This is a genomic window from uncultured Shimia sp. (assembly GCF_947493595.1).
Lineage (GTDB): Bacteria > Pseudomonadota > Alphaproteobacteria > Rhodobacterales > Rhodobacteraceae > Shimia.
In genome coordinates, this window is the sequence record NZ_CANLRL010000009.1 from 60,005 (window position 1) to 86,290 (window position 26,286).

Consider the following 26,286-nt stretch of genomic DNA (forward strand, 5'->3'; position numbering starts at 1 on the left):
GGCAATACGCATGAAACTATGGACAAAAGCAGTGCTGACAGTGGCTGCACTTTCCCTGGCGGCCTGTACGGACCCAGGTGGGTTTGGCAACGATGATGACTTTGGCGCCGGCAACGGCAGCGACCTGGGCAGCAGTGCCGACCCATCTTCCATCGCCTACTTCCAAGAAGCGGTTGGGGATCGGGTGTTGTTCCTTGTGGATCAGTCAACCTTGAGCGAGCAGGGCCGCTTGGTGGTTCTGGCACAGGCCAACTGGCTGATGCAGAACGCGGATTATGTGGCGGTGATTGAAGGTCACGCCGATGAGCAGGGCACCCGTGAATACAACCTGGCCCTGGGCGCGCGCCGCGCCAGCGCGGTGCAGGAGCTTTTGGTCTCTCAAGGGGTGGCGTCAAACCGCATCCGCACTGTCAGTTACGGCAAAGAGCGCCCAATCGAAATTTGTTCAGAAGAAAGCTGTTACGCCCAAAACCGCCGCGCGGTCACGGTGCTGACCGCCAACCTGTCGGGGTAAGAGACAGATGAAAGCGCACGTATTTGCTTCCCTGAGCGCGCTTGCGCTTGCCGTGGCGCCGATGATGGGCGTGGCCCAGACACGCGAAGAAACGCTGGCCGACATTCGCCAGCAACTCTCCGTTCTTTATGTGGAAATTCAGCACCTGAAACGGGAGCTCTCCACCACGGGGTCCGCCGGCACCATTGTGACCGGCGCGACCACGCTGGAGCGGGTGGATGTGATTGAGCAGCAATTGCGGGTCCTCACCGGTAAGACGGAACAGCTGCAATATCGTGTTGAGCGTGTTGTGACCGACGGCACCAACCGCATTGGTGATCTGGAATTTCGCCTTGTGGAGCTTGAAGGTGGCGATTTGAGCCAATTGGGCGAGACCACGACCTTGGGGGGCGACGTGGATACCGTGCCGTCTACAGGTGGCGAAGACAGTGGGTCAGGTGATGGTGCGCCAACCGAACTGGCCGTGGGCGAAGAGGCGGATTTCAATCGGGCGATGACCGCGTTGGACGCGGGGGAGTTTGGCGCGGCGGCGGACCAGTTCTCGACCTTTGTGCAAACCTATCCCGGCAGCCCGCTTGAGGCAGAGGCGCATCTGCGTCGCGGCCAGGCGCTTGAGGGCAAAACTGACCTGACTGGCGCTGCCCGCGCGTTCTTGGAAGCCTATTCTGGTGCGCCGCAATCCGGCACAGCACCAGAAGCGTTGTTCCGTCTTGGCAAATCTCTCGGTGCCTTGGGACAGACCAATGAGGCCTGTGTGACGCTCAACGAAGTGGGCGTGCGCTATCCAGGTGGGGCCTTTGTGACCGAAGCTCAGGCGGAAATGGTCACCTTGCAGTGCTCCTGACCCAACTTTCAAACGCTCTCGACCGGGCGTTTGGCACAGACTTTCCTGAAAAAATTGGCGTCGCCGTGAGTGGCGGTGGCGATTCCATGGCCTTGCTGAACCTTTTACGGCAATGGGGCAGGGCGGAGTTGGCCGTGGTCAGCGTGAACCATGGCTTGCGCCCTGAGGCAGCGGACGAATTGGCGCTGGTGGCGGACTATGCCGCGCAGCGTGGTCTGAAACATGACGTTTTGCCGTGGACATGGGACGGCGTGGGCAATTTGCAAAATGCCGCGCGCGATGGGCGGCGTCAGGTAATTGACGGGTGGGCCAAAGAAAACGGACTGCGGCATGTGGCTTTGGGACATACGCAGGACGATCAGGCCGAGACCTTTTTGATGCGTTTGTCACGTGGGTCTGGCGTGGACGGTTTGGCCTGTATGTCGGAGGTGCGGGAAAGAGGCGGGCTGACATGGCTGCGTCCTTTGCTGAACGTGACGCGGGGCGATCTGCGTCAGCATTTGCAGCAAAACTCCATCATTTGGGCGGACGACCCAAGCAACGAAGACCCGCGCTTTGACCGGGTGAAGGCCCGTCAGATGTTTGAGACACTGGCACCCTTGGGGCTGACTGTTGAGCGGCTTACACAAACCGCCGCCCACATGCGCCGCCAGCAAGACGTGCTGCACTGGGCAGAGCGCCAAATAGGCGCGCTTTTTGAACAAGAACCCGTGGGTGACATGGTGGCCAACCGGGCGGCGTTTGACGGTGCGCCGGAGGCTTTGCGCAGCAAAGCGTTGGCTGAGGCGCTTTGCAAAGTGTCCGGACACGCTTATCGCCCGCGGTATCGTCCGCTGTTGGAGGCGATGACGTCTCAAACCCCAAAGCCGCTTCACGGCTGTTTGATCTTGCCATCAGAGACGCAGCTTCGCGTGACTCGGGAATGGTCGGCTGTGCGCGATAGCGTCACCGTCCCAGAGGCCGTGTGGGATCGGCGCTGGCGTGTCTCCTGCAGCGGGGGCACCCCATCCGAAACCCTTAAAATTAAGGCCTTGGGTCAAGAAGGACTCGCAAAAATTCCAAATTGGCGCGATACTGGCCATGCCCGACAAAGCCTTTGGGCCACCCCCGCTGTCTGGCAGGGGGATACGTTGATCGCCGCACCGTTGGCCGGGCTGACAGAAGGTTGGACGGCACAGCTTCTGCGCACATAAGCAACACTGGCCGCGCCTTACGCCTGAAATTGCACACAATCGCATTGATTACGGCCCCGCGATCTCTATTTAACTCTGTACGCGCACGTGATAGGCCACGGGCGTTCTGAAAGGGAGACTTGCCTTGGGCAATGCGAGAAATGTAGCTTTCTGGGTCGTGCTGTTTTTACTGATCCTGGCTTTGTTCAACTTGTTCAGCGGAGACAGCAGCTCGCTGCAAAGCCGTGAAAGCAGTTATTCGGACTTTGTGGCGTCGGTGGAAGCCGGGCAAGTGCAGAATGTGGTCATTGATGGCGAAAAGCTGCGCTATCAGACGCAAGATGGCTCGACCAATTCGGCGATTCTGCCACGTGATGCAGAGGTGACAAAGCTTCTGACGGACAAAGGCATTGATGTACGTGCCGAGAGCCAGGAAACCTCCGGTCTGCAAGCCTTCCTGATCAGCCTTTTGCCTTTCCTTCTGCTGATTGGTGTCTGGATCTATTTCATGAACCGCATGCAAGGCGGCGGCAAAGGTGGCGCGATGGGCTTTGGCAAATCCAAAGCCAAGATGCTGACCGAAAAGCATGGCCGCGTGACCTTTGATGATGTGGCAGGCATTGATGAGGCCAAAGAAGAGCTCGAAGAGATTGTTGAATTCCTGCGCAACCCGCAGAAATTCTCCCGCCTTGGCGGCAAAATTCCCAAGGGTGCGCTGCTTGTTGGCCCTCCCGGCACCGGTAAAACGCTTCTCGCACGTGCGATTGCAGGCGAAGCTGGTGTGCCGTTCTTCACCATTTCCGGTTCTGACTTTGTGGAGATGTTTGTTGGTGTGGGGGCTTCCCGTGTCCGTGACATGTTTGAGCAGGCCAAGAAAAACGCGCCGTGCATCGTGTTTATCGACGAAATCGACGCCGTGGGCCGTCACCGTGGCGCAGGCTACGGCGGTGGCAACGATGAGCGTGAACAGACACTCAACCAATTGCTGGTGGAGATGGACGGTTTTGAAGCCAACGAAGGCGTGATCATTCTCGCCGCGACCAACCGTCGTGACGTGCTGGACCCTGCGCTGCTGCGTCCGGGCCGTTTTGACCGCAACGTGACCGTGGGCAACCCGGACATCAAAGGCCGCGAGAAAATCCTTGGTGTGCACGCGCGCAAGACCCCACTGGGCCCTGACGTTGATCTGCGCATCATTGCGCGTGGGACGCCTGGCTTCTCCGGTGCGGACCTTGCCAACCTGGTGAACGAGGCCGCGCTGACAGCCGCCCGCGTTGGCCGCCGGTTTGTCACCATGGAAGATTTTGAATTTGCCAAGGACAAGATCATGATGGGGGCCGAACGGCGCAGCATGGTCATGACCCAAGAGCAAAAAGAAATGACCGCCTACCACGAAGCTGGCCACGCGATTGTGGGTATTCACCTGCCAAAATGTGATCCGGTCTATAAGGCAACAATCATCCCGCGCGGTGGTGCGTTGGGCATGGTGATGAGCTTGCCGGAGATGGATCGCCTGAACCTCTTTAAAGAAGAGTGTCATCAGCGTCTTGCCATGGCGATGGCGGGCAAAGCGGCTGAAATCATCAAATACGGCGAAAACGAAGTGTCCAATGGCCCGGCCGGCGACATTCAGCAGGCCTCCGGTCTGGCACGTGCCATGGTGATGCAGTGGGGCATGTCTGATAAAGTTGGCAATATCGACTATCAGGAAGCGGCGGCGGGTTACCAAGGCAACACCGGTGGCTTCTCGGTGTCTGCGGCCACCAAAGAGATGATCGAATCCGAAGTGAAGCGCTTGATTGACGAAGGTTATGAGCGTGCGGTTGGCATCATCAAAGACAAGAACGAAGAGTTCGAACGTCTGGCGCAAGGCTTGTTGGAATACGAAACCCTGACCGGTGATGAAATCAAGCGGGTCATGAATGGCGAACCACCCCATGCCAGCGACGATGATGACGGCAACGACGAAGGCAACGCGCCAAGCGTGACTGCCATTCCAAAAACCAAGCCACGTAATAAACCAAGTGGGGATGGCGGACTAGAGCCGGAACCCACCGCCTAACCTGAGGGACAGGCCCAAGACCATGAAACCCTGGAGCGTGAGGGCGCTTCGGGGTTTTTCTTTTTTTTACGCAAGGCGCTGGTCACAAATGGTGAACATCTCCATCAGCCATCTTTGATTGTCTGATCTCGACACTGCCTCTAGGTTCCGGCGTAGAACAGTGACGAGGAAGCGCGACATGCCTGCATTAAAACCCACAACTTTTGAGGCCGAGGTGGTCTGGCTTGGCCGGGTGGCCAATTCCGAAGAAAATCTGAGCGCCGCGCCGGTGCCGTCGCTGGACCTCGCCCTGGGTGGCGACGCGGGTGAGTTTCATTCTGGCCTGACGCGGCCGTCCTGTGTGCGTGTCAAAGCCCTCTATGAGCGCGGCACGGAAATTATAAACGTGCGCCAACTGTCGGTGTTGTCTCAGGAAGAGTTGGACATGATCGCCGCTGAAATGGGGCTTGAGGCCGTGGACCCGGCCTGGGTTGGCGCCTCCGTCGTGCTCAAGGGGATTCCCGATTTCACCCATGTGCCACCAAACGCGCGCCTGCAAGGCCCGGATGGGGTGACCATCACCGTGGATATGGAGAACCGCCCCTGTGTGTTGCCCGGTCGTGTGATCGAAGGGGCGCACCCCGGCTATGGGCCAAAGTTCAAGGCCGCCGCCAAGGACAAACGGGGTGTGACCGCCTGGGTCGAGCGGGCGGGCACACTTTCCGTGGGAGACAGGATGCGCCTGTTTGTGCCGGATCAACCGGTGTGGAGCCACTTGGAACGCGCCCGCAAATCGTGATCCAGCTGTGATCCACTAAGGGTGGTCCTTGTGCATGATCCTGACGTAACGTCTCCAAAACGAAACCGGCGCCTCTTATGTCGACGCAAGAAGCGCCGGATATGTCGGAAACGCATCTCTTTGCCGTGTATTCGGCGCTACAAATGAGGTGAGAGAGCGTCAAATTATATGACAGGGGTCACGATGAGCTTTAAAACCGATATTCAAATCGCCCGTGAGGCGAAAAAGCAGCCTATCCAGGACATTGGCGCAAAGTTGGGCATTGGCAGTGATGATCTGCTGCCTTATGGCCACGACAAGGCCAAGATCAGCCAGGAGTTTATCAACTCGGTGCAGGACCGTGAAAACGGCAAACTGATCCTTGTGACAGCGATCAACCCAACCCCGGCGGGTGAAGGTAAAACCACCACCACCGTGGGTCTGGGCGACGGTCTGAACGCGATTGGCAAAAAAGCCGCTGTATGTATCCGCGAGGCCTCCTTGGGGCCAAACTTCGGCATGAAGGGCGGCGCCGCAGGCGGTGGCTACGCGCAAATCGTGCCGATGGAAGAGATGAACCTGCACTTTACAGGGGACTTCCACGCAATCACCTCCGCGCACAACCTGCTGTCGGCGATGATCGACAACCACATCTACTGGGGCAACGAGCTGGAAATTGATGAGCGCCGTGTGACCTGGCGTCGTGTGCTCGACATGAACGACCGCGCCCTGCGTGACACCGTGACCTCGCTTGGTGGGGTTGCCAACGGCTTCCCACGTCAGACCGGCTTTGACATCACCGTGGCGTCGGAAGTGATGGCGATCCTGTGTCTGGCCAACAATCTGGCTGACCTGCAAAAACGTCTGGGCGACATGATTGTCGCTTACCGCCGTGACCGCAGCCCGATCTACGCGCGTGACATCAAAGCGGACGGCGCGATGACCGTTCTGCTGAAAGACGCGATGCAGCCAAATCTGGTGCAGACGCTGGAAAACAACCCGGCCTTTGTGCACGGCGGTCCGTTTGCCAACATCGCCCACGGCTGTAACTCCGTGATTGCCACCACCACCGCGCTGAAGGTTGCGGATTATGTGGTGACCGAAGCGGGCTTTGGTGCCGATCTGGGTGCTGAGAAGTTCATGAACATCAAATGCCGCAAAGCAGGTCTGGCACCTGACGCGGTTGTGTTGGTGGCCACCATTCGCGCGATGAAAATGAACGGCGGCGTGGCCAAAGCAGACCTTGGTGCGGAAAACGTCGATGCGGTGAACGAAGGCTGTGCCAACCTGGGACGTCACATCGGCAACTTGAAACAGTTCGGCGTGCCGGTTGTTGTGGCGATCAACCATTTTGTCACCGATACTGACGCCGAAGTGCAGGCGGTGATGGACTACGTTGAAGGCCAAGGCTCTGAAGCAATCCTGTGTCAGCACTGGGAAAAAGGCTCTGAGGGCACCAAAGAGCTGGCGACCCGTATTGCGGAAATCGCCGACGCTGGTGTGAGCCAATTTGCACCGCTCTACAAAGACGAGCTGCCGCTGTTTGAGAAAATCGAACGCATCGCAACCTCGATCTACCGTGCGGACGAAGTTCTGGCTGATAAGAAAATCCGCGATCAGCTCAAAGCTTGGGAAGACGCGGGTTACGGTCACCTGCCGGTCTGTATGGCGAAGACACAATACAGCTTCTCCACCGATCCTAACCTGCGCGGCGCACCAACCGGTCACTCCGTGCCGGTGCGTGAGGTACGGCTGAGCGCGGGCGCTGGGTTTATTGTGGTGATCTGTGGTGAGATCATGACCATGCCCGGCCTGCCACGTCATCCAGCTGCGGAGAATATCCGCATCAATGAGGAAGGTCTGGTCGAGGGACTGTTCTGACGCATTGCGATTTGGACTTAGGCGGGGTAGGGCATGCGCAACACTTGCGAGAGGATGCCATGCTGAGCCCCGCCGATTGTCCTGATATGCCATCCCTGCGTGCGCAGATTGATACGTTGGACCGCGAATTGGTCCGCCTGTTGGCGCTGCGCACCACCTACATCGACCGCGCCGTCGAAATCAAAACCGGCGTAGGCCTGCCTGCCAATATTCCAGCCCGCGTCGAAGACGTTGTTGCCAAGGTCAAAGAGACCGCTGCGCAAGAGGGGCTGGACACCGAGATTGCCGAGACCTTGTGGAGGCAGTTGATTGACTGGTCCATTGCTCGGGAAGCCAAAACCATCAAATTAGACTGACGCGCAAGGAGCGGCGCGTGTGAGAGCACCCACCGGGGCGCGCCCCGGGCAGATCATAAAGGGGAGCGTGATGAGCGCACAAATCATCGATGGACGGGCCTTTGCGGCCACTGTACGCGGAAAAGTGGCGGGCCATGTGGCGCGCTTGAAAGAGGAACACGACATTACGCCGGGTTTGGCTGTGGTGTTGGTTGGCGAAGACCCTGCTTCGCAGGTTTACGTCCGTTCGAAAGGCGAGCAGACCGTTGAGGTCGGTATGAACTCCTACGAGCATAAATTGCCCGCCGACGTGTCCAAAGACGAGCTTTATGCGTTGATCGATAAGCTGAACAACGACCCTGCTGTGCATGGTATCCTCGTGCAATTCCCTGTGCCGGACCACTTGAGCGAAACAGACATCGTGGCACGCATTGATCCGAGCAAAGACGTTGACGGTCTGCATGTTGTTAACGCCGGTTTGCTGGCCTCTGGGCAGCGGGCCATGGTGTCCTGTACTCCACTGGGCTGCTTGATGTTGCTGCGCGATCAACTGGGGTCTCTGTCCGGGTTGAACGCTGTTGTTGTTGGTCGGTCCAACCTTGTGGGCAAGCCAATGGCACAGCTTTTGCTGGGCGATAGTTGCACCGTGACCATCGCGCACAGCCGCACCAAGGACCTACCGGATGTGGTGAAACGTGCCGACATTGTGATTGCAGCGGTGGGCCGTCCGGAAATGGTGCCGGGCGACTGGATCAAAGAAGGTGCCACTGTGATTGATGTTGGCATCAATCGCATTGCTGCGCCGGAAAAAGGCGAAGGCAAAACCCGTCTGGTGGGCGACGTTCATTTTGAAAGCGCCGCTGCTGTGGCCGGTGCGATCACCCCTGTGCCGGGTGGTGTTGGTCCGATGACCATTGCTTGCCTGCTGGCCAACACCGTGACGGCCTGTTGCCGCGCCAACGGTCTGGCCGAGCCAGAGGGTCTGACGGCTTAATGCTCTCGCTAAGATGAGTTGGAAAGGGTCGCTTTGGCGGCCCTTTTTTAGTTGCGTGGGATCAGTCCGCCCACGGCCCATGATGGCCGCTGCCCCCGTCGACCCGCGCAAAGCTATGGCGGCCAAAGAAATCGCGCTGCCCCTGGATCAAATCCGCCGTGCCGCGCGCTTGTGTCATGCCATCAAACCACGCCAGTGCGGCTGTCATCACCGGCACGGGATGGCCCGCGGCGATGGCCGTGCCCACCACAGCGCGTAAGGCGGGAACCGTATCTTTGAGCGTGATTGCCATCTCCGGCGCATACGCCAGCAATCCCGCCGGTGGCGCGTTGCGGAAGGCGTCTGCAATGCCGCTGAGCAATTCAGATCGAATGATACACCCCGCCCGCCAAATCTCGGCACAGCGCGACAGATCCAGGCCCCAGTCAAATTCCTCGGACGCGCTGGCCAAGAGGTCAAACCCCTGACTGTGGCCAATGACGCGCGCGGCCAGAGCCGCTTGTTCCATCTGCGCAGAGGTCAGTTCAACCGCGCCACGCGCTGGTGCAAAAATCTCTTCGCCAACGGCACGCGCCTCACGGCCGGCGGACCACACCCGAGCGCCAACCGCTGCCTCTACCGTATTGGCGGCAACCCCCAGCTTTTGAGCCTCAATCGCGGTCCAACGGCCGGTGCCTTTCTGACCCGCTGTATCGACAATCACATCCACCAGCGGCGTGTCCGTCTTTGGATCAACGGTCTGCAAAACTTTAGCAGAAATCTCCACCAGGTAGCTGCGCATTGGCCCATTGTTCCAACGCTCAAACTCTGCGCCAATCTCGGCTGGCGACATCGCCAAACCCTGCCGCATCAGGCCATAACTCTCCGCCAAAAGCTGCATGTCGGCATATTCAATACCGTTGTGCACCGTCTTTACGAAATGCCCCGCGCCGTCCGGCCCGACATGATCTACACAAGGCGCACCTTCAAACTTGGCCGAGATCGCTTCCAGCATGGGGCGCATCGCCTCCCAGACCGAGGCCGTGCCGCCCACCATCATCGACGGGCCGGTGCGCGCACCAAACTCGCCGCCGGACACTCCCATGCCCATATAGGCCAACCCGCTGGCCTCAAGGTCAGCCGCGCGGCGGCGGGTGTCCTGGAAATTCGAATTGCCCGCATCAATCAAGACATCGCCGGGCTGCATATGGGGCCGGGCCTGCGCAATCGCGTCATCCACCGCTTGTCCGGCCGGGATCAGAAAGATGATCGCGCGCGGCGCGGGCATGTCGCGCACCATGTCGGCCAGGCTCTTATGGCCGGTGAATTTGCCGTCAAAAGCCGGCGCCTCAGTGACAAACCTGTCCATATCGGCTTTGCGATAGGAAGCCACATGCAGATCAAAACCGTTTTCAGCGATGTTATGCGCCAGGGCGGTGCCCATTGTGCCAAGTCCATAGAGGCCAAAGTTTGCAAGCGTCATCGGTGTGTTCCTTGTCTTCAAGGGGTACGTGCCGCTCAAATCGCGGTGCGCTCTTTCATGTGTCCTGCGGTGTCAGGAGGATGTCAATGTACCCGCGTTGCCTCTGCGGGCCAGTCCTTCACATGCCATGGCCACGGTGCCTTCAGGCGACAGGCTGGCGTCAACGGGCACACAGGCCTCATCCGGTGCAGGCGGTTCCAGTATGGCCAGCTGACTGTCCAACAAGCTTGGCGGCATAAAGTGGTCCGTTCTGGCTTCGATACGGGCGCGGATCATGTCGGGATCCGCTTTGAGATAGACGATGATCGCTTCAGGGTTTTTAGCCCGCAATATATCCCGGTAACTGTATTTGAGTGCGGAGCAAGCGACCACCACAGGTGTGTCCGGTTGCGATGTGCGGGCCTGCCGCATCGCAATCGCCAGCCGCTCCAGCCAAGGCTGTCGCATCGCGTCCGTCAGCGGTGTTCCCGCTGCCATGGCTGCGACGTTTTCCATCGGATGAAACTCATCAGCCTCGATGTAGCGCCCGCCGATCCGATCCGCCAAAGCCCGCGCCACCGTGGTTTTACCGACGCCGCTGACACCCATCACGATAAGTGCCTGGCCCTTTGTGTTCTGGGGCATGTCGCGCCTCCCTCTCTGACTCCACATAAATGGTAGCGCAAACATTTTTCAAGATGCTGTGGCCTCCCCGCCAATTGCCAGGGTCAGTTCTTTTGCTGCAGAAGTCACGGCCTTTGCCAGGCGGTCGGTTTCCTCTGCGCTCACACGACTGGCTGGTCCAGACACGGATATGCCTGCCACCGCTTCGCCATTAAAATCAAACACCGGTGCCGCGATACAACGCATGCCCATGTTGCGCTCTTCGTCATCCACTGAATAGCCGCGTTCCCGAATGGCGAGCAGGTCTTCGAGCAAGGCATCCACATCGGTGATGGTGTGTTTGGTAAACTCCGTGAGCTGTTCGTTGGCCAACAGCCGATTGCGCCGGCCCGCTTCCATATGTGCCAGTAAGGCCTTGCCAATGCCCGACGCATGCATTTGCGACAGGGTGCCGGGTGGGAAAAACGCGCGGATACTGGCGTGGGTTTCCACTTGGCTGAGGAAAAGCACCTGTCCTTCGCGCTCCACGCCAAGGTTGGCGGTCTCCCCGGTCAGTTCCATCAATTTGCGCATCACGGGCCGTGCACGGTCCACAAGACTGGTGCGCCGCAGGAAACGGGCGCCAATAATGAAGGCACGCGGTCCAATGTGCCAAAGCTGTTCGCGGCCCTCAAACTCGACCAATCCACGGGTCTCCAGTGTCACCAGAATTCGGTACACCGTGGCCGGGGATTGCCCCATCTCATCGGCAATCTGCGAGAGGGTTTTGCCCTGTTCCTCGCTGAGATACTCAAACACCTCCATCGCGCGATCGAGCGATTTGATGGTGTTCTGTGCCGTTTTGTCGTGCCAATCACGTGGACGTCCACGGGCCTTGGGACCGTCATTTTCTGTATTCTTTTGCGAAACCATAAACTGCCCCTTTGAAATTGTTGAAAAACACATTCACAATATGAAAAAATCAAGCATCTGACAACATTGAATAATTTTGAAAAATGTCATTCTGAAATCATTTTTCAAAAAAATTTTCAGCCTGAGGCGCACCCGCTATCCTGATTGCAACGCTTGAAGGAGACCAACCATGAGCTTCCAAAACCCTGTCTTTATTCCCGGTCCAACCAACATCCCGGAGAGCCTGCGCAAGGCGTGTGACATGCCAACCATTGACCACCGCTCGCCGCTGTTTGGTCAAATCCTGCACCCCGCCCGTGAGGGTGTGCGCAAAGTGCTCAAAAGCGAGAGCGCGGAGATTTTCATCTTCCCGTCCACCGGCACCGGCGGCTGGGAAACCGCACTGACCAACACACTGTCTGCCGGTGACAAAATTCTTGCGGCACGCAACGGCATGTTCAGCCACCGCTGGATCGATATGTGCCAGCGCCACGACCTCGATGTGCAGGTTGTGGAAACCCCGTGGGGCAAAGGCTTGCCAGCGGATCGCTACGAGGAAATCCTCACCGCAGATACCAACCACGAAATCAAAGCCGTTTTGGCCACCCACAACGAGACGGCAACCGGTGTGAAATCTGACATCGCCGCCGTGCGCCGCGCCTTGGATGCCGCAGGCCACCCGGCGCTGCTGTTTGTCGATGGCGTGTCCTCGATTGCCTCGATGGACTTCCGCATGGACGAATGGGGTGTGGATGTTGCTGTGACCGGCTCACAGAAAGGTTTCATGCTGACTGCTGGTCTGGCGATTGTCGGCTTCAGCGCCAAAGCCATGGCCGCGACCGAGACCGCCAAACTGCCGCGCACCTTCTTTGACGTGCACGACATGGCCAAAGGCTATGCCGCCAACGCTTACCCTTACACGCCTGCCGTCGGCCTGCTGAATGGCTTGAATGAAGCCTGCTCCATGCTGCTCAACGAAGGTCTGGACAACGTCTTTGCCCGCCACACCCGCATCGCCGAAGGCGTGCGCGCCGCCGTCGGTGCCTGGGGGCTGGAGCTTTGCGCCGCTAACCCGTCGGTTTATTCCGACACCGTGAGTGCGATCAAAACACCGGAGGGCTTTAACGCCACTGATATTGTGACCCACGCGGCGGAGAAATACGGCGTCGCCTTTGGTGTGGGGCTTGGCGAGGTTGCGGGCAAAGTCTTCCGTATCGGCCACCTTGGCAGCCTGACCGACGTGATGGCGCTCTCCGGCATCGCCACCGCAGAGATGTGCATGGTGGACCTTGGTCTGGACATCAAACTGGGCAGTGGTGTTGCCGCCGCACAAGATTTCTACCGTGGCCACACTGCGACGGCGCAGAAGGACGCGGCCTGATGTTGGACAGCGACATGTATATCCCAACCTATGAGGACATGCTGGAGGCGCACAGGCGCATTCAGCCCCACATCCGCCGCACCCCAGTGCGTGTGTCGGACTACCTCAACGAACTGACCGGTGCGGAGCTGTTCTTCAAGTGTGAGAACTTCCAAGAACCCGGCGCGTTCAAAGTGCGCGGCGCGGCCAATGCAGTCTTTGGACTGGATGACGAGCAGGCCAAGAAGGGTGTGGCGACACATTCCTCCGGCAACCACGCGTCTTGTCTCAGTTACGCGGCCATGAAGCGCGGCATCCCGTGCAACGTGGTCATGCCGCGCACGGCGCCACAGGCCAAGAAAGACACCGTGCGTCGCTATGGCGGCAAGATCACCGAATGTGAACCGTCCACCACGTCGCGTGAGGCGACCTTTGCCGAGGTGCAAGCGGCCACAGGCGGCGATTTTGTTCATCCTTACAACGATCATCGCGTGATAGCGGGGCAGGGGACCTGTTCCAAAGAATTCATCGAACAGACTGACGGTCTGGACATGGTGGTCGCGCCCATTGGCGGCGGCGGCATGATCTCCGGCACCTGCCTGACGCTCTCCACCTTGGCGCCGGAAACGCAGGTGATTGCCGCAGAGCCGGAACAGGCCGATGACGCCTACCGCAGCTTCAAAGCCGGACACATCATCGCCGATGATGCGCCAAAAACCATTGCTGACGGGCTGTTGGTTCCGTTGAAAGAGCGCACCTGGCACTTTGTCTCCAACCACGTGAGCGAGATTTACACCGCGTCTGAGCAAGAGATCATCGACGCGATGAAGCTCACCTGGAAGCACCTGCGCGTCGTGATGGAGCCCTCTTCCGCCGTGCCGTTGGCGACAGTTCTGAAAAACCCGGAGGCCTTCAAGGGCAAACGCGTCGGGCTGATCATCACTGGCGGCAACGTCGATCTGGACAAGCTGCCTTGGCTGGCAACCGCCTGAAACACACACAATACGATTTTCGACAGAGGATAAGGACATGAAAGACATGACCAATCTCGACAACTACGAAGTGGGCTATGACATTCCGGCCAAGCCGGGCATGGACGCCGCAGACATTCAAACTCCGGCGCTTGTGCTGGACCTTGATGCGCTGGAGCGCAACATCAAGAAAATGGGTGACTACGCCAAAGCCCACGGCATGCGTCACCGTGTGCACGGCAAGATGCACAAATCCGTGGATGTGGCCAAGCTACAGGAAAGCCTTGGCGGCGCCGTGGGTGTGTGCTGTCAAAAAGTGTCCGAGGCCGAGGTCTTTGCCCGTGGTGGCATCAAGGACATTCTGGTCTCCAACCAGGTGCGTGACCCGGCGAAAATCGACCGTCTGGCCCGCCTGCCCAAATTTGGCAGCCGCACAATTGTCTGCGTGGATGACGTCGCCAATGTGGCCGACCTCTCAGCCGCAGCCGTGCAGCATGGCACCGAACTGGAAATCTTTGTCGAGATCGACTGTGGCGCGGGCCGCTGTGGCGTGACCACAACTGAGGCCGTTGTAGAGATTGCCAAGGCTGTTGGAGCAGCAGAGAACCTTAAGTTCACCGGCATTCAGGCTTATCAGGGCGCAATGCAGCACATGGACAGCTACGAGGACCGCAAGGCCAAGCTCGACGTGGCGATTGCGCAGGTGCAGGACGCGGTGGACGGCCTCAAAGCCGAAGGCATTGCTTGCGAATTGGTCTCCGGCGGCGGCACCGGCTCTTACTATTTTGAGAGCAACTCCGGTGTGTACAACGAGCTGCAATGTGGCTCCTACGCCTTTATGGACGCAGACTACGGCCGCATCCTGGACAAGGACGGCAACCGGATTGACCAGGGTGAGTGGGAAAACGCGTTTTTCATCCTGACCAGCGTGATGAGCCACGCCAAAGCCGACAAAGCCATCGTGGACGCAGGGCTGAAGGCGCAATCCGTGGACAGCGGCCTGCCGGTGATCTTTGGTCGCGACGATGTGGAATACATCAAATGCTCGGATGAACACGGTGTGGTCATGGACCCAACCGGCGCGTTGAAGGTCAATGACAAGCTCAAGCTGGTGCCGGGCCACTGCGATCCAACCGCAAATGTGCACGACTGGTACGTTGGGGTGCGCGACGGCAAGGTGGAAACGGTTTGGCCTGTGTCCGCTCGCGGCCGCGCCTACTGATCCCGTTACCAAAAAAACACCTCCGGCGTATGGGGCGCCGGATTTGTGCCCGCGTGTCTGCTTTCCCTTCCGGCATTGACGCGCGGGCATTCAAATTTCTGATGAGAGAGCACCATGCTGATTGTACCTGAACGCGAAATTGCCGATCTGATGACCCGTGAGGCGGCGTTTGATGCGGTTGAAAAAGTCTTTGCCGCCATGGCCGCGCGCGACGCCTATAACTTTCCGGTTGTGCGTGAGGCCATCGGCCACGAAGACGCGCTTTATGGTTTCAAAGGCGGCTTTGATCAGGCGGGGCTGACGCTGGGCATGAAGGCGGGCGGCTACTGGCCCAACAACCTGGAAAAGCGCGGGCTGATCAACCACCAGTCCACCGTGTTCCTGTTTGATCCGGACACCGGCAAGGCCAAAGCCATGGTCGGCGGCAACCTCTTGACCGCGCTGCGCACCGCTGCCGCGTCGTCCGTGTCGATCAAACATCTGGCCCGCGAAGATGCCAAAGTCATTGGCATGATTGGCGCGGGGCATCAGGCCACTTTCCAATTGCGCGCCGCGCTGGAGCAGCGCGGCTTTGAAAAGGTCATCGGCTGGAACTACCATCCGGAGATGCTGCCTAACATTGAGAAAGTCGCCTCTGAGGCGGGCCTTCCTTTTGAGGCAGTGGAGCTCGATGGCATGGGCGAAGCTGACGTAATTATCTCGATCACCTCAGCCTTTGCACCGTCCTTGATGGCGGATCATGTGGCGCCCGGCACGCACATCGCCTGCATGGGCACGGACACCAAAGGCAAACAAGAGGTCGAAAGCGCACTTCTGGCGAAAGCCTCCGTCTTCACCGACGAGGTGGCGCAATCGATCACCATCGGCGAGGCGCAACACGCGGTGGCCGAAGGGCTGATTGAGGTCAGTGATGTGGCCGAAGTCGGCGCGGTGATCAACGGCACCAACCCGGGGCGCACCTCGGCGGAGCAAATCACCCTGTTTGATGGCACAGGTGTGGGCTTGCAGGATCTCGCGGTGGCTGCTGCCGTCGTTGATCTGGCGGTGGAAAAAGGCATCGCCATCGAGGTCGATTTCTAAGCCTCTCTAATCCTTTGAAAACACACGCCTCCGTTGCCCATTGGGCTGCGGGGGTGCTTTGTTTTTGGCGTTTGCCGCTCTCAGCCTTACGCGACGTTTTATTCAAAAATCCATTGAAAGTATCTCCCGATTTGCGCCGTTTTGCCCCGTAGTCACAGCCGATAAAACTAAGGCCACACGCGCGCGATACCTGCGCGATAGGGGAGGCCAGATGGCACATTGCTTGGACAAGACGGCTCAGAAAGACAGTGCCCACGCGCGGTCTGATGTCGATTTGTCCCAGTCTCCCGCACGCACCCAATATCGCGATGGCCTGTCCGTCGCGCCCTTGATCTGCCCCTCGTGGGCAGGCGGTAGCCGCAAAATGCGGCCTGCCGGGATCGCCACCTCTGATGTGGCCGAAGTGATTCCGGCGCTGACCTCTGAAACTGCCGCAACTCCCCAACTTCGGGGCACTGGACCGCATATCGCAGCCCAGTGAGTTCACGCCAAGAGATGTCACCTTGAGGAGAGGGCGGCATCCCTTCGGTTAGCAAATGGAGGTCCCACATGAGGGATGGTAGCTATACCTACAAGCTGTTTGATCGCAGCGATTTTAGTGCCTTTTGGGCGCTTTTCACCGACAATTTGATCAACCTGATGGTGCTTGCTGGCGTCTGCCAATTTGTGTTCCAGATGCCTGCTGAGATTGTCTATGGTCGCATCGTGCCGGGCGCAGCCGTGGCCATTCTGGCCGGGATCGCCGTCTATGTTGGTTTGGCCAAACGCGCCGCCGCGCAACATGGCCGCGATGTAACCGCGCTGCCCTACGGCATCTCGACACCGGTGATGTTTGTCTATCTGTTTGGCGTGATTGGCCCGATCTACTGGTCCACCAATGACCCAATGCTGGCTTGGCAGGTCGGTATCGGCGCTGGTTTCATGGGCGGAATCGTCGCCGCAATGGGCGCTGTGATTGGCCCGTGGCTGAAACGTGTGACCCCACGCGCCGGTATGCTGGGCACGCTCTGCGGCATCGCGCTGGTGTTCATTGGCACTGTGCCGCTGGCGACCGTGTTTGAAAACCCGTTCATCGGCTTTGCCTCGATGATCATCATCCTTTGGGGGCTCGTGGGCCGCTTCCGCCTGCCATACAACATCCCCGCCGGTCTGCTCGCACTGATCGTCGGCACCGTGGTGGCCTTTGGCATTGGCGAAGCCAAGCTCAGCCTGGATGGCGTTGGATTCTACCCACCGCTGCCATATTTTGGTGACCTGATCGCAGGCATCCAGTATCTGTTTGCCAACCCGGAGCTGTTCCTGGTGTTGGTGCCGGTGCAGATCTACAACTTCATCGAAACCATGAACAACGTGGAAAGCGCCGAAGCGGCGGGGGACCATTACCCTGTGGCCACCTGTCAGATCACCGACGGTCTGGGCACCATGGTCGGTGCGGTCTTTGGCTCACCTTTTCCAACCACCGCTTATATCGGCCACCCGGCTTATAAGCGCATGGGCGCACATGCGGGCTACATCATTGGCGTGGGCGCGGTGATCCCGCTGGCAGCCTTCTTCGGTCTGCTTGCTTTCCTCAACAACCTGATCCCGACCGCAGCCGCGGCTCCGGTACTGGTGTTTGTTGCGCTCAGCCTGATTACCAATACGGCACATTCGGTGAAAACCGATCACATGGCGGCGGTGACCATCGCGATGATGCCGCATGTGTCCTCTTTCCTGATGGTGAAATGGGGCTCGCTGATGGGTGCATTGGGTGCCGTAGGCGTGGCGGGTCTGCCAAACCTCGGTGATGAGGCCCTGACCGCCGCCCTGTTGCAGCAAGGCGCGCATTTCGAAGGACATCTGGCTCTCTCACAGGGCGCAATCCTGACCGGTCTAATCTGGGGTGCCATTGTCGCCAGCGTCATTGATGGCCGCTTCCGCAACGCCGGTGGTTTTGCCCTCGCAGCAGCCGTGATGTCTGCCTTTGGTATCATCCATGGTGCCAGCCTGCAGTGGCCTGCACTTAACGGTGTGACCTCCGGCTACCTCATCGCCGCGGCCTTCCTCTACATCTACCCGCTGTTTCACAAAGAGGACGACCTCGTGAACGAAAACGCGGTGGTGGATGAGGTCCCGGCACCGGCCGAATAACGTCCACTTCCCCGGACGCCCTTGTGCGGGCCAGCCTTGTCCTTCGGCGGCCCGCACCTTTTTATTCCTCCACATTGGACCCGACCATGCCACACACAGAGACCCAAACGCTCCTGAGGGGCCGTATTCTGGATTTCCACGCCGCCCCTGCGGATGAGATGGACACCGACGCCTATACCTACATCAAGGACGGCGCGATCCTGATCGAAGGCGGCAAGATCAAAGCCACCGGTGTCTACCAAGACATTGCGGCGCAGGCGCCACAGGCCACGGTCAAGGACCACCGTCCAAATTTGCTGCTGCCCGGTTTCATCGACACCCATGTGCATTTCCCGCAGGTGCAGGTGATTGCCTCCTGGGGCGAACAGCTTCTGGACTGGCTCAACAATTACACCTTCCCCGAAGAGACTCGCTTTGAAGATCCCAAGCACAGCACCGCGATGGCGGGACACTTCTATGATCTGCTGACCAGCCACGGCACCACCACCGCTGTTTCCTACTGCTCGGTGCACACCGCATCGGTGGAGGCCTATTTTGCTGAAGCCGAAAAGCGCAACATGTGCATGATTGGTGGCAAGGTCATGATGGACCGCAACGCGCCGGATGCTCTGCGCGACACGCCGCAATCCAGCTATGACGACAGCAAAAAGATGATTGCCAAGTGGCATGGCAAGGGCCGTGCGCACTACGCCATCACCCCGCGCTTTGCCATCACCTCAACGCCAGAACAGATGCAGATGGCGCAGGCTTTGGTGGCGGAGCACCCCGAGTGTTTTGTGCAGACCCACCTGAGCGAAAACCACGACGAGATTGCCTTCACCAAAGAGCTGTATCCCGACGCGCCGGACTATCTGGGCGTCTATGAAAGCTACGGCCTGCTGACACCCAAAACCTTGCTGGGCCACTCCATTCACCTGACCCCGCGCGAGATTGATGTACTGGCCGAAACGCAGGCGAAACCGGTGTTCTGCCCAACCTCCAATCTCTTCCTGGGCAGCGGTCTGTTTGACGACGGCGGGCTGCGCGCCCGTGGTATTCAGAACGCGATTGCCACCGACATCGGGGCAGGGACCAGCTACTCGATGCTGCAGACACTGAATGAGGGCTACAAAATCCTGCAACTCCAAAAGCAGAAACTGCACCCGCTGCGCGCCTTTGACTGGATCACCCGTGGCAACGCGGAGGTGCTGGGCCTGTCCGACAAAATCGGCACGCTGGCCGCAGGCTCAGATGCGGATGTGGTGGTGTTGGATTCCCACGCCACCCACGCCATGGACCTGCGCGTGCAGCGCGCGGAAAGCCTGTCGGAAGAGCTGTTTATCCTGCAAACTCTGGGCGATGATCGCGCTGTGGCAGAGACCTATGTTGCTGGCGTGGCGCAGAAAAACGGCACGGCGGCACTTGCAGTTACCCCTGCACCAGCGCCGGTGCTCAAATCCGCCTGATCGACAAAACGCTTGTCAGCTGGCTCCAATCATCGGGTCAGCTGACAAACAACCGCGCCAGAAACACCGCGCTCATGCCGTAGCCGATCACGACCACGATCCAGCGCACCACGGAAGCCGGAATGGCCTTGGCGACAAAAGCCCCGCTGTAGCCCCCCAAGACCGCAAACACCATCATCAGTACCGCCATCGGCCAAACCACCAGGCCTGCCACGGCAAATGTCACCACCGAAATGGCGGACAGCGCAAACGACAGTCCGTTTTTCACCCCGTTCATCAGGTGAATGTCACGCCAGCCCCACATGGCAAACAGCGCGAGCAGCACAATGCCCAAGCCGCCGTTAAAATAGCCGCCATAGACGCTGACCAAAAACAGTCCCACAGCGCCTTCCGGCTTGAACCATTTTGCCTTTTCCTGTGCCCAGACCTGCAGCTTTGCCCCCAGCAAAAACGCCGTTGTGGCAAACATCAACAGAAACGGCACCACATAGGAAAACACCTCGTTGGACGACACCAGCAACAACAGCGACCCCGCCAATCCGCCCGCCAGCGTGATGACGGTGAGCCGGATCATTTGCGCCCGCGACAGTGTTTTGAGTTCTGACAGAAATCCTATTGCTCCGCCCAGATAGCCGGGGAACACCGACACCGCGCTGGTGGCATTGGCCGCGACCGGCGGCACCCCGGCCCAGACCAGCGCCGGGAAGGTCAAAAACGTCCCGCCCCCCGCAATCGTGTTCACAACGCCAGCGCCAAATCCGGCCAATGCCAGCACACAGAGTTCCAAGATCGTCATCGGGGTCTTTCTCTTGTATTTGGTCTGGCGGTCCGCGCACCGTAACGCGCATTGCTGGATATGCCAGATAATCGCGTTTGTTTTTCAAGAAAAATCGGAAAGTGCATCGCCTCAGACAGGCTTTGCCTCCAGCGCCCCAACCGGACTAAAACCAATACAAACAATCAGGAGACACATCCATGACCGGCTATCTGACCACTCATGTTCTGGACACCGCCCGTGGCTGCCCTGCTGAGGGCCTGAAAATTGATCTCTTCCGAATCGAAGGCGAGACCCGCACCAAACTCAAATCTTTGGTCACCAACGATGATGGCCGCACCGATGAACAAATCCTGCCAGCTGCGGAGTTCGCCATCGGTGAATATGAGCTGATCTTCCACGCCGGGGCTTACCTTGACGCCTGCGGCACCCCGCCGGAAGAACCGCGTTTCCTGAACATCGTGCCAATCCGCTTTGGCATGTCGGAGGCCTCGCACTACCACGTGCCACTGCTGCTCTCGCCGTTTGGCTACTCCACCTATCGTGGCAGCTAAGGCTTTAGGGCAAAACAGTTTTGCAAAGGCGCGCTCTGGTTTCGGACGCGCCTTTTTTGTGTGCAGCCCAGCAGATAGTGTAGATTTTTCATTGTTCTGAAATTTTTGATACTGCTTGGCATTTAGAGGGAATTCCGAAAGAAAGCCCTGTCGCGTAGACTGATCAAAATTCGAATCTAGGGGAGACCGCCATGTACGATATGGCTATTTTGTGGGACTGGATTGCGTTCTCGGTGCGCTGGCTACACGTCATCACCGCCATGGCATGGATTGGCGCGTCGTTCTATTTCATCGCATTGGACCTGATGCTGAAACCGGCCAAACACCTGCCAGAAGGCGCATTTGGCGAAGAATGGGAAGTGCACGGCGGTGGCTTCTATCACACCGTGAAATACCTCGTGGCGCCGTCCGAAATGCCGGAGCACCTGACCTGGCACAAATGGCAGAGCTACACCACATGGCTCTCCGGCGCCGCGCTTTTGATGATTGTCTACTGGGTGGGTGGTGAGCTTTTCCTGCTGGACCCAACCAAAGCCGACTTGACCCTGTTTCAGGGCATCCTGATCTCTGGTGGCTCCTTGACCATTGGCTGGTTGGCCTATGATTTCATGTGCAAATCCAAGCTCAGCGAGCAGCCAACCCTGCTGATGCTGCTGTTGTTTGCCATCCTTGTGGTGATGTCCTGGGGCTATAACCAGATCTTCACCGGCCGTGCCGCGCTGCTGCACCTTGGGGCTTTCACCGCCACCATCATGACCGCTAACGTGTTCTTCCAGATCATGCCCAATCAGCGCATCGTTGTGGATGATCTGAAAAACGGCCGCACGCCGGATGCCAAATACGGCAAGATCGCCAAGGTGCGCTCCACCCACAACAACTACCTGACCCTGCCGGTGGTGTTCCTGATGTTGTCCAACCATTACCCGCTGGCCTTCGCCACCGAGTATGCTTGGATCATCGCCAGCCTGATCTTCCTGACCGGTGTCACCATCCGCCATTACTTCAACACCATGCACCGCACCGGCAAAGGCCCGCTCTGGACCTGGTTGATTACTGCGCTGCTGATGGTGACCATCGCCTGGCTCTCCACCGCGCAGAGCGGCGAGACCTACGAGGAATCCGAGGCCCGTGAACTGACCGCCTACGAGCAGAAGTTCGCCTCCGCCGAGGGGTTTGAAGACGCTTACTATGCGGTCACCGGAAACTGCTCAATGTGTCACGCCCGTGAGCCTTCTTGGGAGGGCTTGCACTGGGCCCCAAAAGGCGTGGTGCTGGAAACCGAAGCAGATGTGGCACGCCATGCTGAGCAGATTTATCTGCAAGCGGGCCGCACCCACGCCATGCCGCCCCCCAACGCGATCGAGATGGATCAGGAAAGCCGCAATTTGATTGTGGCCTGGATCAAGGAAGTGCGCCAAGGCGGCTGACACAGGGGGCAAGCCGTTCCGTTGCAAAAGATGGGCGTCACAGGCGCCCTTTTTCTAACAATCAGGACTGCGTCCCGTTTCGCCGATGTCCAGGGAAATCAACCACTTCTCCATAGTCGGCCGGCTTTAGAACCACGCCCACCATCACAAACTCCACCGTATGTCGGTCTCCACTTATTGGTAGGTAAAGCTCGGACGTGCTGTGATAGTTTTTGAGCGGACCTGTGTAGGGCAGGGTGATGTTCAGCGGGAAGGGCTCTGTTGCAGCCCGCACAAACGCGCTCCACATCTTGGAGCCTGGGCCCTTGCCAATGTGATCGGATAGCCAGGTTCCCGTGAAGGTTTTGCTCAGCGTTTTGTTGAGCTTGCTGCGCACATAGAGCCCTTTGAAGTCGACAGGCTCCCCGGTGTGGGACCGCAAAATCTCATAAATTGACAGGATACTGGGCGGGGCTTGCAGGAAAGGTAGCCCAATGTTTTTGAGTTGTGGCAGCGGCGCGGCCGTTGCCGCGGATCGCCACAGAAAATACAGCTGCTTAAGCTCTGGCTCGAGCGTCGCGACCGAAAAGGTATTGGTGTTCATTACGCGTTGTCTCTGCTGATCGATCCTTTTTTGTTGCTGTCCCCTTTTGCCCTTCAAAACGTCAGGCGCGCGCGTTCTACTCCTTGCAACTATGATTCAGCGTATCACATAATTGCCGGGTTGGCTGTGTTTGCGCGGTAAACATGGGTGAAATATACGTGACTATTCTTAGGGTTCCTGTGACTGCACCGCGCAGTCACAAAACTCTGTTTGATTGAGGCAAGCACAAAAACAGCGCCTTGGAGGAGGGGGCAGGCGGCATCAAATGTGCCGCCCTTGTATGGTTCATGAGGCTTGCGCTTTAGGACAACCAGCTTTGAACTGGCGCGGATTGCAAAAAGGCACCGATGCGTTCTTCCGTCTTTGTGTCCAGTTCAATGAGGGGCCCTCGTGCAAAGCCTGCGTCGACTCCGATGGATCTCAGCGCAGCCTTGACCCCAGGTATCACGCCTGTTTCCAAAAGAACTTCGACGAAGCGCTGAGAGATGTCCTGAAGTTCCTGCGCTTGGCGCAAATCGGATGCCAGCACACTTTTGTTGAGCTCGACATATAGCTTGCCGAACACATTGTATGTTGTGCCAATTCCGCCATCACAGCCCAAAGCCGCCGCGCCAGCGAAGATTTCGTCAAACCCAAAGAAGTAGGTCTTGTCCGGCCGGCTTCGGCGCAACATTGACAGTTTGAAGAGGTCGGTGGAGGTGAATTTGATCCCGGCGACATTGGGCAAATCCAGCAGACGTTGCAGCAATGCAAGCGGCAGCGGCCGCCCGGTGCGCACCGGCACCTCGTAGACAATCAGCGGCAGAGAAGTCGCGGCGGCAAGCTCTGCGTAGTAGTGAAAGATTTCTTCATCGGAAAACGGGTAGGAGTGCGGTGGCAGCGCCGACAGGGCCGCAAACCCAAAGGTTTCGGCGGATTTTGCCAAGGCGATGGAATCACGGGTGTTGGGTTGCCCAACATGTGCGATCACCTGTGCGTTTTGCGCGTCCGGGAGTCCCGCAATGACTGCCTGCTGCGCCAACAGCTCGTCCGTGGACATCAATCCCGACTCGCCACTGCTGCCTCCGATGTAAATGCCCTGCAGGCCCTGCCGCAGAACATACTCCGTGATTGCCGTCTGTCTGCCTGCATCAAAGGCGCCGCTGTCAGAAAAGCCCGTCAACAGTGCGGCATACATGCCCTCAAGTGATTTACCCATAATTTCCTCACGATTGCTTCGCGTTCAAGGGGGAGGTCTGACATCCCCGCTGACTCCATATTGGCTTTTTGGTATCCCAAATGGAACTTTTGGTAAAGTATGGTTTGACAAAAAATAGTTTTGGAAATACCAAATGAGGCAAGTTGATAGCTCAGGTGGTGGTTTGCAGATCCTTTTGTTAGGTCTTTTGCCCAATGACCCACCAAGCTCAGGAGAATTGGAATGTCGCCGGAATTGGAAATGCGAAACGACACCCCCAAGCGAACCGCCGCCCGGATCGCCGAGTCGATCATTGCGCAGATAAAAGATGGAACATTGTCAGTTGGCGATGCAGTGCCAACTGAGCGTGAGTTATGTGACCAGTTTTCAACCTCCCGCCCCACCGTGCGGGAAGCCTTGTCCAATCTGCACATGCGCGGGTTTCTTTCGACCGGCACGGGGAAACGCCCCCGGGTCACAACGCCGTCCTTGGAGGATGTGTTTACGCTGGCTGGCGACCACATTCGCGAAATTCTCGGGAATGCTGAAAGTGCGGCGCATCTGGAGCAAATGCGTCAGTTTATCGAAGCTGGCGCCGTGCGGGTTGCCGCCGAAAACGCGTCCAATATCCAAGTGGCCAAAATGCAGGCCGCTCTGGAAAAGAACCTGGAATCGGTGGGTACAGATGCCTTTCCGGCCACAGATATTGCGTTTCACCGCTCCATTGTCGCGGTTGTGGGCAACCCGATCATTTTGAAGCTGCACGACATGTTTGTGAGCACGATGTTGGCGCATCGCCCCAATTCCCCAAGCCCGCGCCATATGGATGCGTTGGTCTATGAAGAACATCGCGCGATCTATGAGGCGGTGCTCAACGGGGATGTCGTCACCGCAACCAAGCAAATGGATGGCCACCTTGAGCGATCTTATCGGTCGCGACTGGCAGCGCCAAAATCGCTGCAGAGTGAGACCCAATCAATCGAGGAAGCCTAACACAAAGCGGCGTTAAGCCGTGAACAAACAGCAAGGAGGATATGAGATGCTGAATAAACTAATCACCGGGACGGTTGTCTCTCTTTTGATGTCAGGGGCGGCTTTTGCCGAAAAAACACTGACGTTTGGTATGCAGGACAATGAAGTGTCCAACGTGTACCAGGGCGCGCTCGCATTTAAAGATGAGCTTGAAAAAGTGTCCGGCGGCGAGATGACAGTCAATCTCTTCCCATCCTCTTCTCTTGGTGATTTCAAAGCCATGGTGGCGCAGGTTCAAGCCGGCGAGCTGGACATGGTGATGACCGGTTATCCGGACATGTCCTATATCATTCCTGAGTTGAAGCTGGTTGGCGCGCCTTATGTGGTCGACAGCTTTGATCACCTGCAAGAAATTGTGGCCGGCCCCTGGGGGCAGGACATGGCGACAAAGATGAATGAAGCCAACATTCATCTGCTGGATGTCTGGTACTACGGCACACGTCAAACCACTTCAAACCGTGCGATCAATTCGTTGGATGACATGGCAGGCCTGCGGTTGCGCACGCCAAACGTGCCGTTCCTGATCGCCTATGCGAAAAACACCGGCGCGACACCGGCCCCAGTTGCTTTTGCGGAAGTCTATCTTGCGTTGCAAACCAATCAGGTCGACGCGGAAGAAAATCCGCTGCCAACCATCGAAGCGATGAAGTTCTATGAGGTGCAAAGCCACATCGCGATGACCAATCACTTCATTGCGTCGGGCGCCATTCAGATTGGCACTTCCACCTGGGGCAACCTTTCCGATGAAGAAAAAGGCTGGGTTCAGGCCGCTGTTGCCAAAGGTGGCGAGGTGTCAGACAGCCTGACATTTGAAGCCGAAGCCAAGCTGGTGGACACGTTCAAAGAGCGTGGTTTGACCATCACCGAACCTGACACAACCCCATTCCGTGCGGCGATGAAGCCGTATTACGATGAGTTGGAAGGTGAGTTTGGCGCGGGCGCAATCGCAAAAGTGCGCGGCGAGTAAGCCACGAAAAGCTGTTGGGGGAGGCTGCGACGCCTCCTCCAATTCTCT

Annotated in this window: 25 protein-coding genes; 19 read left to right on the forward strand and 6 right to left on the reverse strand. The window is 58.2% G+C overall.

Going from position 1 to position 26,286, the window contains the following annotated elements; translation table 11 throughout:
• The first annotated feature begins 10 nt into the window (after window positions 1-10).
• The 8 genes from pal to folD all read left to right on the forward strand — a co-directional run bounded on the left by pal (window position 11) and on the right by folD (window position 8,559).
• Window positions 11-514: a peptidoglycan-associated lipoprotein Pal gene (pal, locus tag Q0955_RS17915; protein ID WP_299427179.1), complete on the forward strand. Its 504-nt coding sequence runs from the start codon at window positions 11-13 to the stop codon at window positions 512-514.
• A 7-nt stretch (window positions 515-521) separates the two neighbouring features.
• Window positions 522-1,358, forward strand: a complete 837-nt coding sequence (gene ybgF, locus Q0955_RS17920) for a tol-pal system protein YbgF (RefSeq protein WP_299427182.1) — start codon at window positions 522-524, stop codon at window positions 1,356-1,358.
• Window positions 1,349-2,551: a tRNA lysidine(34) synthetase TilS gene (gene tilS / locus Q0955_RS17925; protein ID WP_299427185.1), complete on the forward strand. Its 1,203-nt coding sequence runs from the start codon at window positions 1,349-1,351 to the stop codon at window positions 2,549-2,551. The genes ybgF and tilS overlap by 10 nt, the downstream gene beginning before the upstream one ends.
• Before the next feature lie 124 nt (window positions 2,552-2,675).
• A complete protein-coding gene (gene ftsH / locus Q0955_RS17930; RefSeq protein ID WP_299427188.1) occupies window positions 2,676-4,592 on the forward strand; it encodes an ATP-dependent zinc metalloprotease FtsH in 1,917 nt (638 codons plus the stop codon).
• Window positions 4,593-4,770: 178 nt separating this feature from the next.
• Window positions 4,771-5,370 carry an MOSC domain-containing protein gene (locus tag Q0955_RS17935; RefSeq protein ID WP_299427191.1) on the forward strand — a complete coding sequence of 200 codons (600 nt, stop codon included), beginning with the start codon at window positions 4,771-4,773 and terminating at the stop codon, window positions 5,368-5,370.
• Between the two features lie 183 nt (window positions 5,371-5,553).
• Window positions 5,554-7,230 carry a formate--tetrahydrofolate ligase gene (locus tag Q0955_RS17940; protein ID WP_299427193.1) on the forward strand — a complete coding sequence of 559 codons (1,677 nt, stop codon included), beginning with the start codon at window positions 5,554-5,556 and terminating at the stop codon, window positions 7,228-7,230.
• Between the two features lie 59 nt (window positions 7,231-7,289).
• The gene (locus Q0955_RS17945) at window positions 7,290-7,586 is read left to right on the forward strand and encodes a chorismate mutase (RefSeq protein WP_299427196.1); all 297 of its coding nucleotides are present in this window, start codon (window positions 7,290-7,292) and stop codon (window positions 7,584-7,586) included.
• Between the two features lie 70 nt (window positions 7,587-7,656).
• Window positions 7,657-8,559 carry a bifunctional methylenetetrahydrofolate dehydrogenase/methenyltetrahydrofolate cyclohydrolase FolD gene (gene folD / locus Q0955_RS17950; RefSeq protein WP_299427199.1) on the forward strand — a complete coding sequence of 301 codons (903 nt, stop codon included), beginning with the start codon at window positions 7,657-7,659 and terminating at the stop codon, window positions 8,557-8,559.
• Between the two features lie 61 nt (window positions 8,560-8,620).
• Here folD and gndA read toward each other — a convergent pair whose 3' ends face one another.
• The 3 genes from gndA to bhcR all read right to left on the reverse strand — a co-directional run bounded on the left by gndA (window position 8,621) and on the right by bhcR (window position 11,536).
• Entirely contained in the window at window positions 8,621-10,021 is a 1,401-nt protein-coding gene (gndA, locus tag Q0955_RS17955; protein WP_299427202.1) for an NADP-dependent phosphogluconate dehydrogenase, read from the reverse strand.
• A 72-nt stretch (window positions 10,022-10,093) separates the two neighbouring features.
• Window positions 10,094-10,645, reverse strand: coding sequence for a gluconokinase (locus Q0955_RS17960; protein WP_299427205.1), 552 nt, complete (start codon window positions 10,643-10,645; stop codon window positions 10,094-10,096).
• A 48-nt stretch (window positions 10,646-10,693) separates the two neighbouring features.
• A complete protein-coding gene (bhcR, locus tag Q0955_RS17965) occupies window positions 10,694-11,536 on the reverse strand; it encodes an HTH-type transcriptional regulator BhcR (protein ID WP_299427208.1) in 843 nt (280 codons plus the stop codon).
• Window positions 11,537-11,705: 169 nt separating this feature from the next.
• Between bhcR and bhcA the strand changes: the two genes are divergently transcribed.
• The 7 genes from bhcA (at window position 11,706) to guaD (ending at window position 19,723) form a co-directional block, all read left to right on the forward strand.
• Window positions 11,706-12,896: an L-aspartate--glyoxylate aminotransferase BhcA gene (gene bhcA, locus Q0955_RS17970; protein ID WP_299427211.1), complete on the forward strand. Its 1,191-nt coding sequence runs from the start codon at window positions 11,706-11,708 to the stop codon at window positions 12,894-12,896.
• Complete coding sequence (gene bhcB / locus Q0955_RS17975; RefSeq protein ID WP_299427214.1) at window positions 12,896-13,867, forward strand: beta-hydroxyaspartate dehydratase BhcB; 972 nt, start codon at window positions 12,896-12,898, stop codon at window positions 13,865-13,867. The genes bhcA and bhcB overlap by 1 nt, the downstream gene beginning before the upstream one ends.
• Before the next feature lie 37 nt (window positions 13,868-13,904).
• A complete protein-coding gene (bhcC, locus tag Q0955_RS17980; RefSeq protein ID WP_299427217.1) occupies window positions 13,905-15,068 on the forward strand; it encodes a 3-hydroxy-D-aspartate aldolase BhcC in 1,164 nt (387 codons plus the stop codon).
• Between the two features lie 114 nt (window positions 15,069-15,182).
• Window positions 15,183-16,148, forward strand: a complete 966-nt coding sequence (bhcD, locus tag Q0955_RS17985) for an iminosuccinate reductase BhcD (protein ID WP_299427220.1) — start codon at window positions 15,183-15,185, stop codon at window positions 16,146-16,148.
• A gap of 211 nt (window positions 16,149-16,359) precedes the next feature.
• Window positions 16,360-16,629: a hypothetical protein gene (locus Q0955_RS17990; RefSeq protein ID WP_299427223.1), complete on the forward strand. Its 270-nt coding sequence runs from the start codon at window positions 16,360-16,362 to the stop codon at window positions 16,627-16,629.
• A 68-nt stretch (window positions 16,630-16,697) separates the two neighbouring features.
• Window positions 16,698-18,278 carry a xanthine/uracil/vitamin C permease gene (locus Q0955_RS17995; RefSeq protein WP_299427226.1) on the forward strand — a complete coding sequence of 527 codons (1,581 nt, stop codon included), beginning with the start codon at window positions 16,698-16,700 and terminating at the stop codon, window positions 18,276-18,278.
• Window positions 18,279-18,364: 86 nt separating this feature from the next.
• Window positions 18,365-19,723, forward strand: a complete 1,359-nt coding sequence (guaD, locus tag Q0955_RS18000; protein WP_299427228.1) for a guanine deaminase — start codon at window positions 18,365-18,367, stop codon at window positions 19,721-19,723.
• Window positions 19,724-19,760: 37 nt separating this feature from the next.
• Here guaD and Q0955_RS18005 read toward each other — a convergent pair whose 3' ends face one another.
• The gene (locus tag Q0955_RS18005; RefSeq protein WP_299427231.1) at window positions 19,761-20,519 is read right to left on the reverse strand and encodes a sulfite exporter TauE/SafE family protein; all 759 of its coding nucleotides are present in this window, start codon (window positions 20,517-20,519) and stop codon (window positions 19,761-19,763) included.
• 179 nt (window positions 20,520-20,698) lie between these two features.
• Here Q0955_RS18005 and uraH point away from each other — a divergent pair, with 179 nt between their 5' ends.
• Both uraH and Q0955_RS18015 read left to right on the forward strand, forming a co-directional pair.
• The gene (gene uraH / locus Q0955_RS18010; protein WP_299427234.1) at window positions 20,699-21,052 is read left to right on the forward strand and encodes a hydroxyisourate hydrolase; all 354 of its coding nucleotides are present in this window, start codon (window positions 20,699-20,701) and stop codon (window positions 21,050-21,052) included.
• 191 nt (window positions 21,053-21,243) lie between these two features.
• Window positions 21,244-22,479 carry a urate hydroxylase PuuD gene (locus Q0955_RS18015; RefSeq protein ID WP_299427237.1) on the forward strand — a complete coding sequence of 412 codons (1,236 nt, stop codon included), beginning with the start codon at window positions 21,244-21,246 and terminating at the stop codon, window positions 22,477-22,479.
• 61 nt (window positions 22,480-22,540) lie between these two features.
• Here the strand turns inward: Q0955_RS18015 and Q0955_RS18020 are convergent, their stop codons facing one another.
• Both Q0955_RS18020 and Q0955_RS18025 read right to left on the reverse strand, forming a co-directional pair.
• Window positions 22,541-23,062: a hypothetical protein gene (locus tag Q0955_RS18020; protein ID WP_299427240.1), complete on the reverse strand. Its 522-nt coding sequence runs from the start codon at window positions 23,060-23,062 to the stop codon at window positions 22,541-22,543.
• 301 nt (window positions 23,063-23,363) lie between these two features.
• The gene (locus tag Q0955_RS18025) at window positions 23,364-24,260 is read right to left on the reverse strand and encodes a dihydrodipicolinate synthase family protein (RefSeq protein WP_299427243.1); all 897 of its coding nucleotides are present in this window, start codon (window positions 24,258-24,260) and stop codon (window positions 23,364-23,366) included.
• A 222-nt stretch (window positions 24,261-24,482) separates the two neighbouring features.
• Here Q0955_RS18025 and Q0955_RS18030 point away from each other — a divergent pair, with 222 nt between their 5' ends.
• Together Q0955_RS18030 and Q0955_RS18035 are read left to right on the forward strand one after the other, a co-directional pair.
• Entirely contained in the window at window positions 24,483-25,232 is a 750-nt protein-coding gene (locus Q0955_RS18030) for an FCD domain-containing protein (protein WP_299427246.1), read from the forward strand.
• A 46-nt stretch (window positions 25,233-25,278) separates the two neighbouring features.
• Window positions 25,279-26,238, forward strand: a complete 960-nt coding sequence (locus Q0955_RS18035; protein WP_299427249.1) for a sialic acid TRAP transporter substrate-binding protein SiaP — start codon at window positions 25,279-25,281, stop codon at window positions 26,236-26,238.
• The last annotated feature ends 48 nt before the right edge of the window (window positions 26,239-26,286 follow it).

Coding starts and splice junctions, on each gene's coding strand:
- pal (WP_299427179.1), top strand. CDS start 11: ATGAAACTATGGACAAAAGCAGTGCTGACAGTGGCTGCACTTTCCCTG.
- ybgF (WP_299427182.1), top strand. CDS start 522: ATGAAAGCGCACGTATTTGCTTCCCTGAGCGCGCTTGCGCTTGCCGTG.
- Q0955_RS17935 (WP_299427191.1), top strand. CDS start 4,771: ATGCCTGCATTAAAACCCACAACTTTTGAGGCCGAGGTGGTCTGGCTT.
- Q0955_RS17940 (WP_299427193.1), top strand. CDS start 5,554: ATGAGCTTTAAAACCGATATTCAAATCGCCCGTGAGGCGAAAAAGCAG.
- Q0955_RS17945 (WP_299427196.1), top strand. CDS start 7,290: ATGCTGAGCCCCGCCGATTGTCCTGATATGCCATCCCTGCGTGCGCAG.
- folD (WP_299427199.1), top strand. CDS start 7,657: ATGAGCGCACAAATCATCGATGGACGGGCCTTTGCGGCCACTGTACGC.
- gndA (WP_299427202.1), bottom strand. CDS start 10,021: ATGACGCTTGCAAACTTTGGCCTCTATGGACTTGGCACAATGGGCACC.
- Q0955_RS17960 (WP_299427205.1), bottom strand. CDS start 10,645: ATGCCCCAGAACACAAAGGGCCAGGCACTTATCGTGATGGGTGTCAGC.
- bhcR (WP_299427208.1), bottom strand. CDS start 11,536: ATGGTTTCGCAAAAGAATACAGAAAATGACGGTCCCAAGGCCCGTGGA.
- bhcA (WP_299427211.1), top strand. CDS start 11,706: ATGAGCTTCCAAAACCCTGTCTTTATTCCCGGTCCAACCAACATCCCG.
- bhcB (WP_299427214.1), top strand. CDS start 12,896: ATGTTGGACAGCGACATGTATATCCCAACCTATGAGGACATGCTGGAG.
- bhcC (WP_299427217.1), top strand. CDS start 13,905: ATGAAAGACATGACCAATCTCGACAACTACGAAGTGGGCTATGACATT.
- bhcD (WP_299427220.1), top strand. CDS start 15,183: ATGCTGATTGTACCTGAACGCGAAATTGCCGATCTGATGACCCGTGAG.
- Q0955_RS17990 (WP_299427223.1), top strand. CDS start 16,360: ATGGCACATTGCTTGGACAAGACGGCTCAGAAAGACAGTGCCCACGCG.
- Q0955_RS17995 (WP_299427226.1), top strand. CDS start 16,698: ATGAGGGATGGTAGCTATACCTACAAGCTGTTTGATCGCAGCGATTTT.
- guaD (WP_299427228.1), top strand. CDS start 18,365: ATGCCACACACAGAGACCCAAACGCTCCTGAGGGGCCGTATTCTGGAT.
- Q0955_RS18005 (WP_299427231.1), bottom strand. CDS start 20,519: ATGACGATCTTGGAACTCTGTGTGCTGGCATTGGCCGGATTTGGCGCT.
- uraH (WP_299427234.1), top strand. CDS start 20,699: ATGACCGGCTATCTGACCACTCATGTTCTGGACACCGCCCGTGGCTGC.
- Q0955_RS18015 (WP_299427237.1), top strand. CDS start 21,244: ATGTACGATATGGCTATTTTGTGGGACTGGATTGCGTTCTCGGTGCGC.
- Q0955_RS18020 (WP_299427240.1), bottom strand. CDS start 23,062: ATGAACACCAATACCTTTTCGGTCGCGACGCTCGAGCCAGAGCTTAAG.
- Q0955_RS18025 (WP_299427243.1), bottom strand. CDS start 24,260: ATGGGTAAATCACTTGAGGGCATGTATGCCGCACTGTTGACGGGCTTT.
- Q0955_RS18030 (WP_299427246.1), top strand. CDS start 24,483: ATGTCGCCGGAATTGGAAATGCGAAACGACACCCCCAAGCGAACCGCC.
- Q0955_RS18035 (WP_299427249.1), top strand. CDS start 25,279: ATGCTGAATAAACTAATCACCGGGACGGTTGTCTCTCTTTTGATGTCA.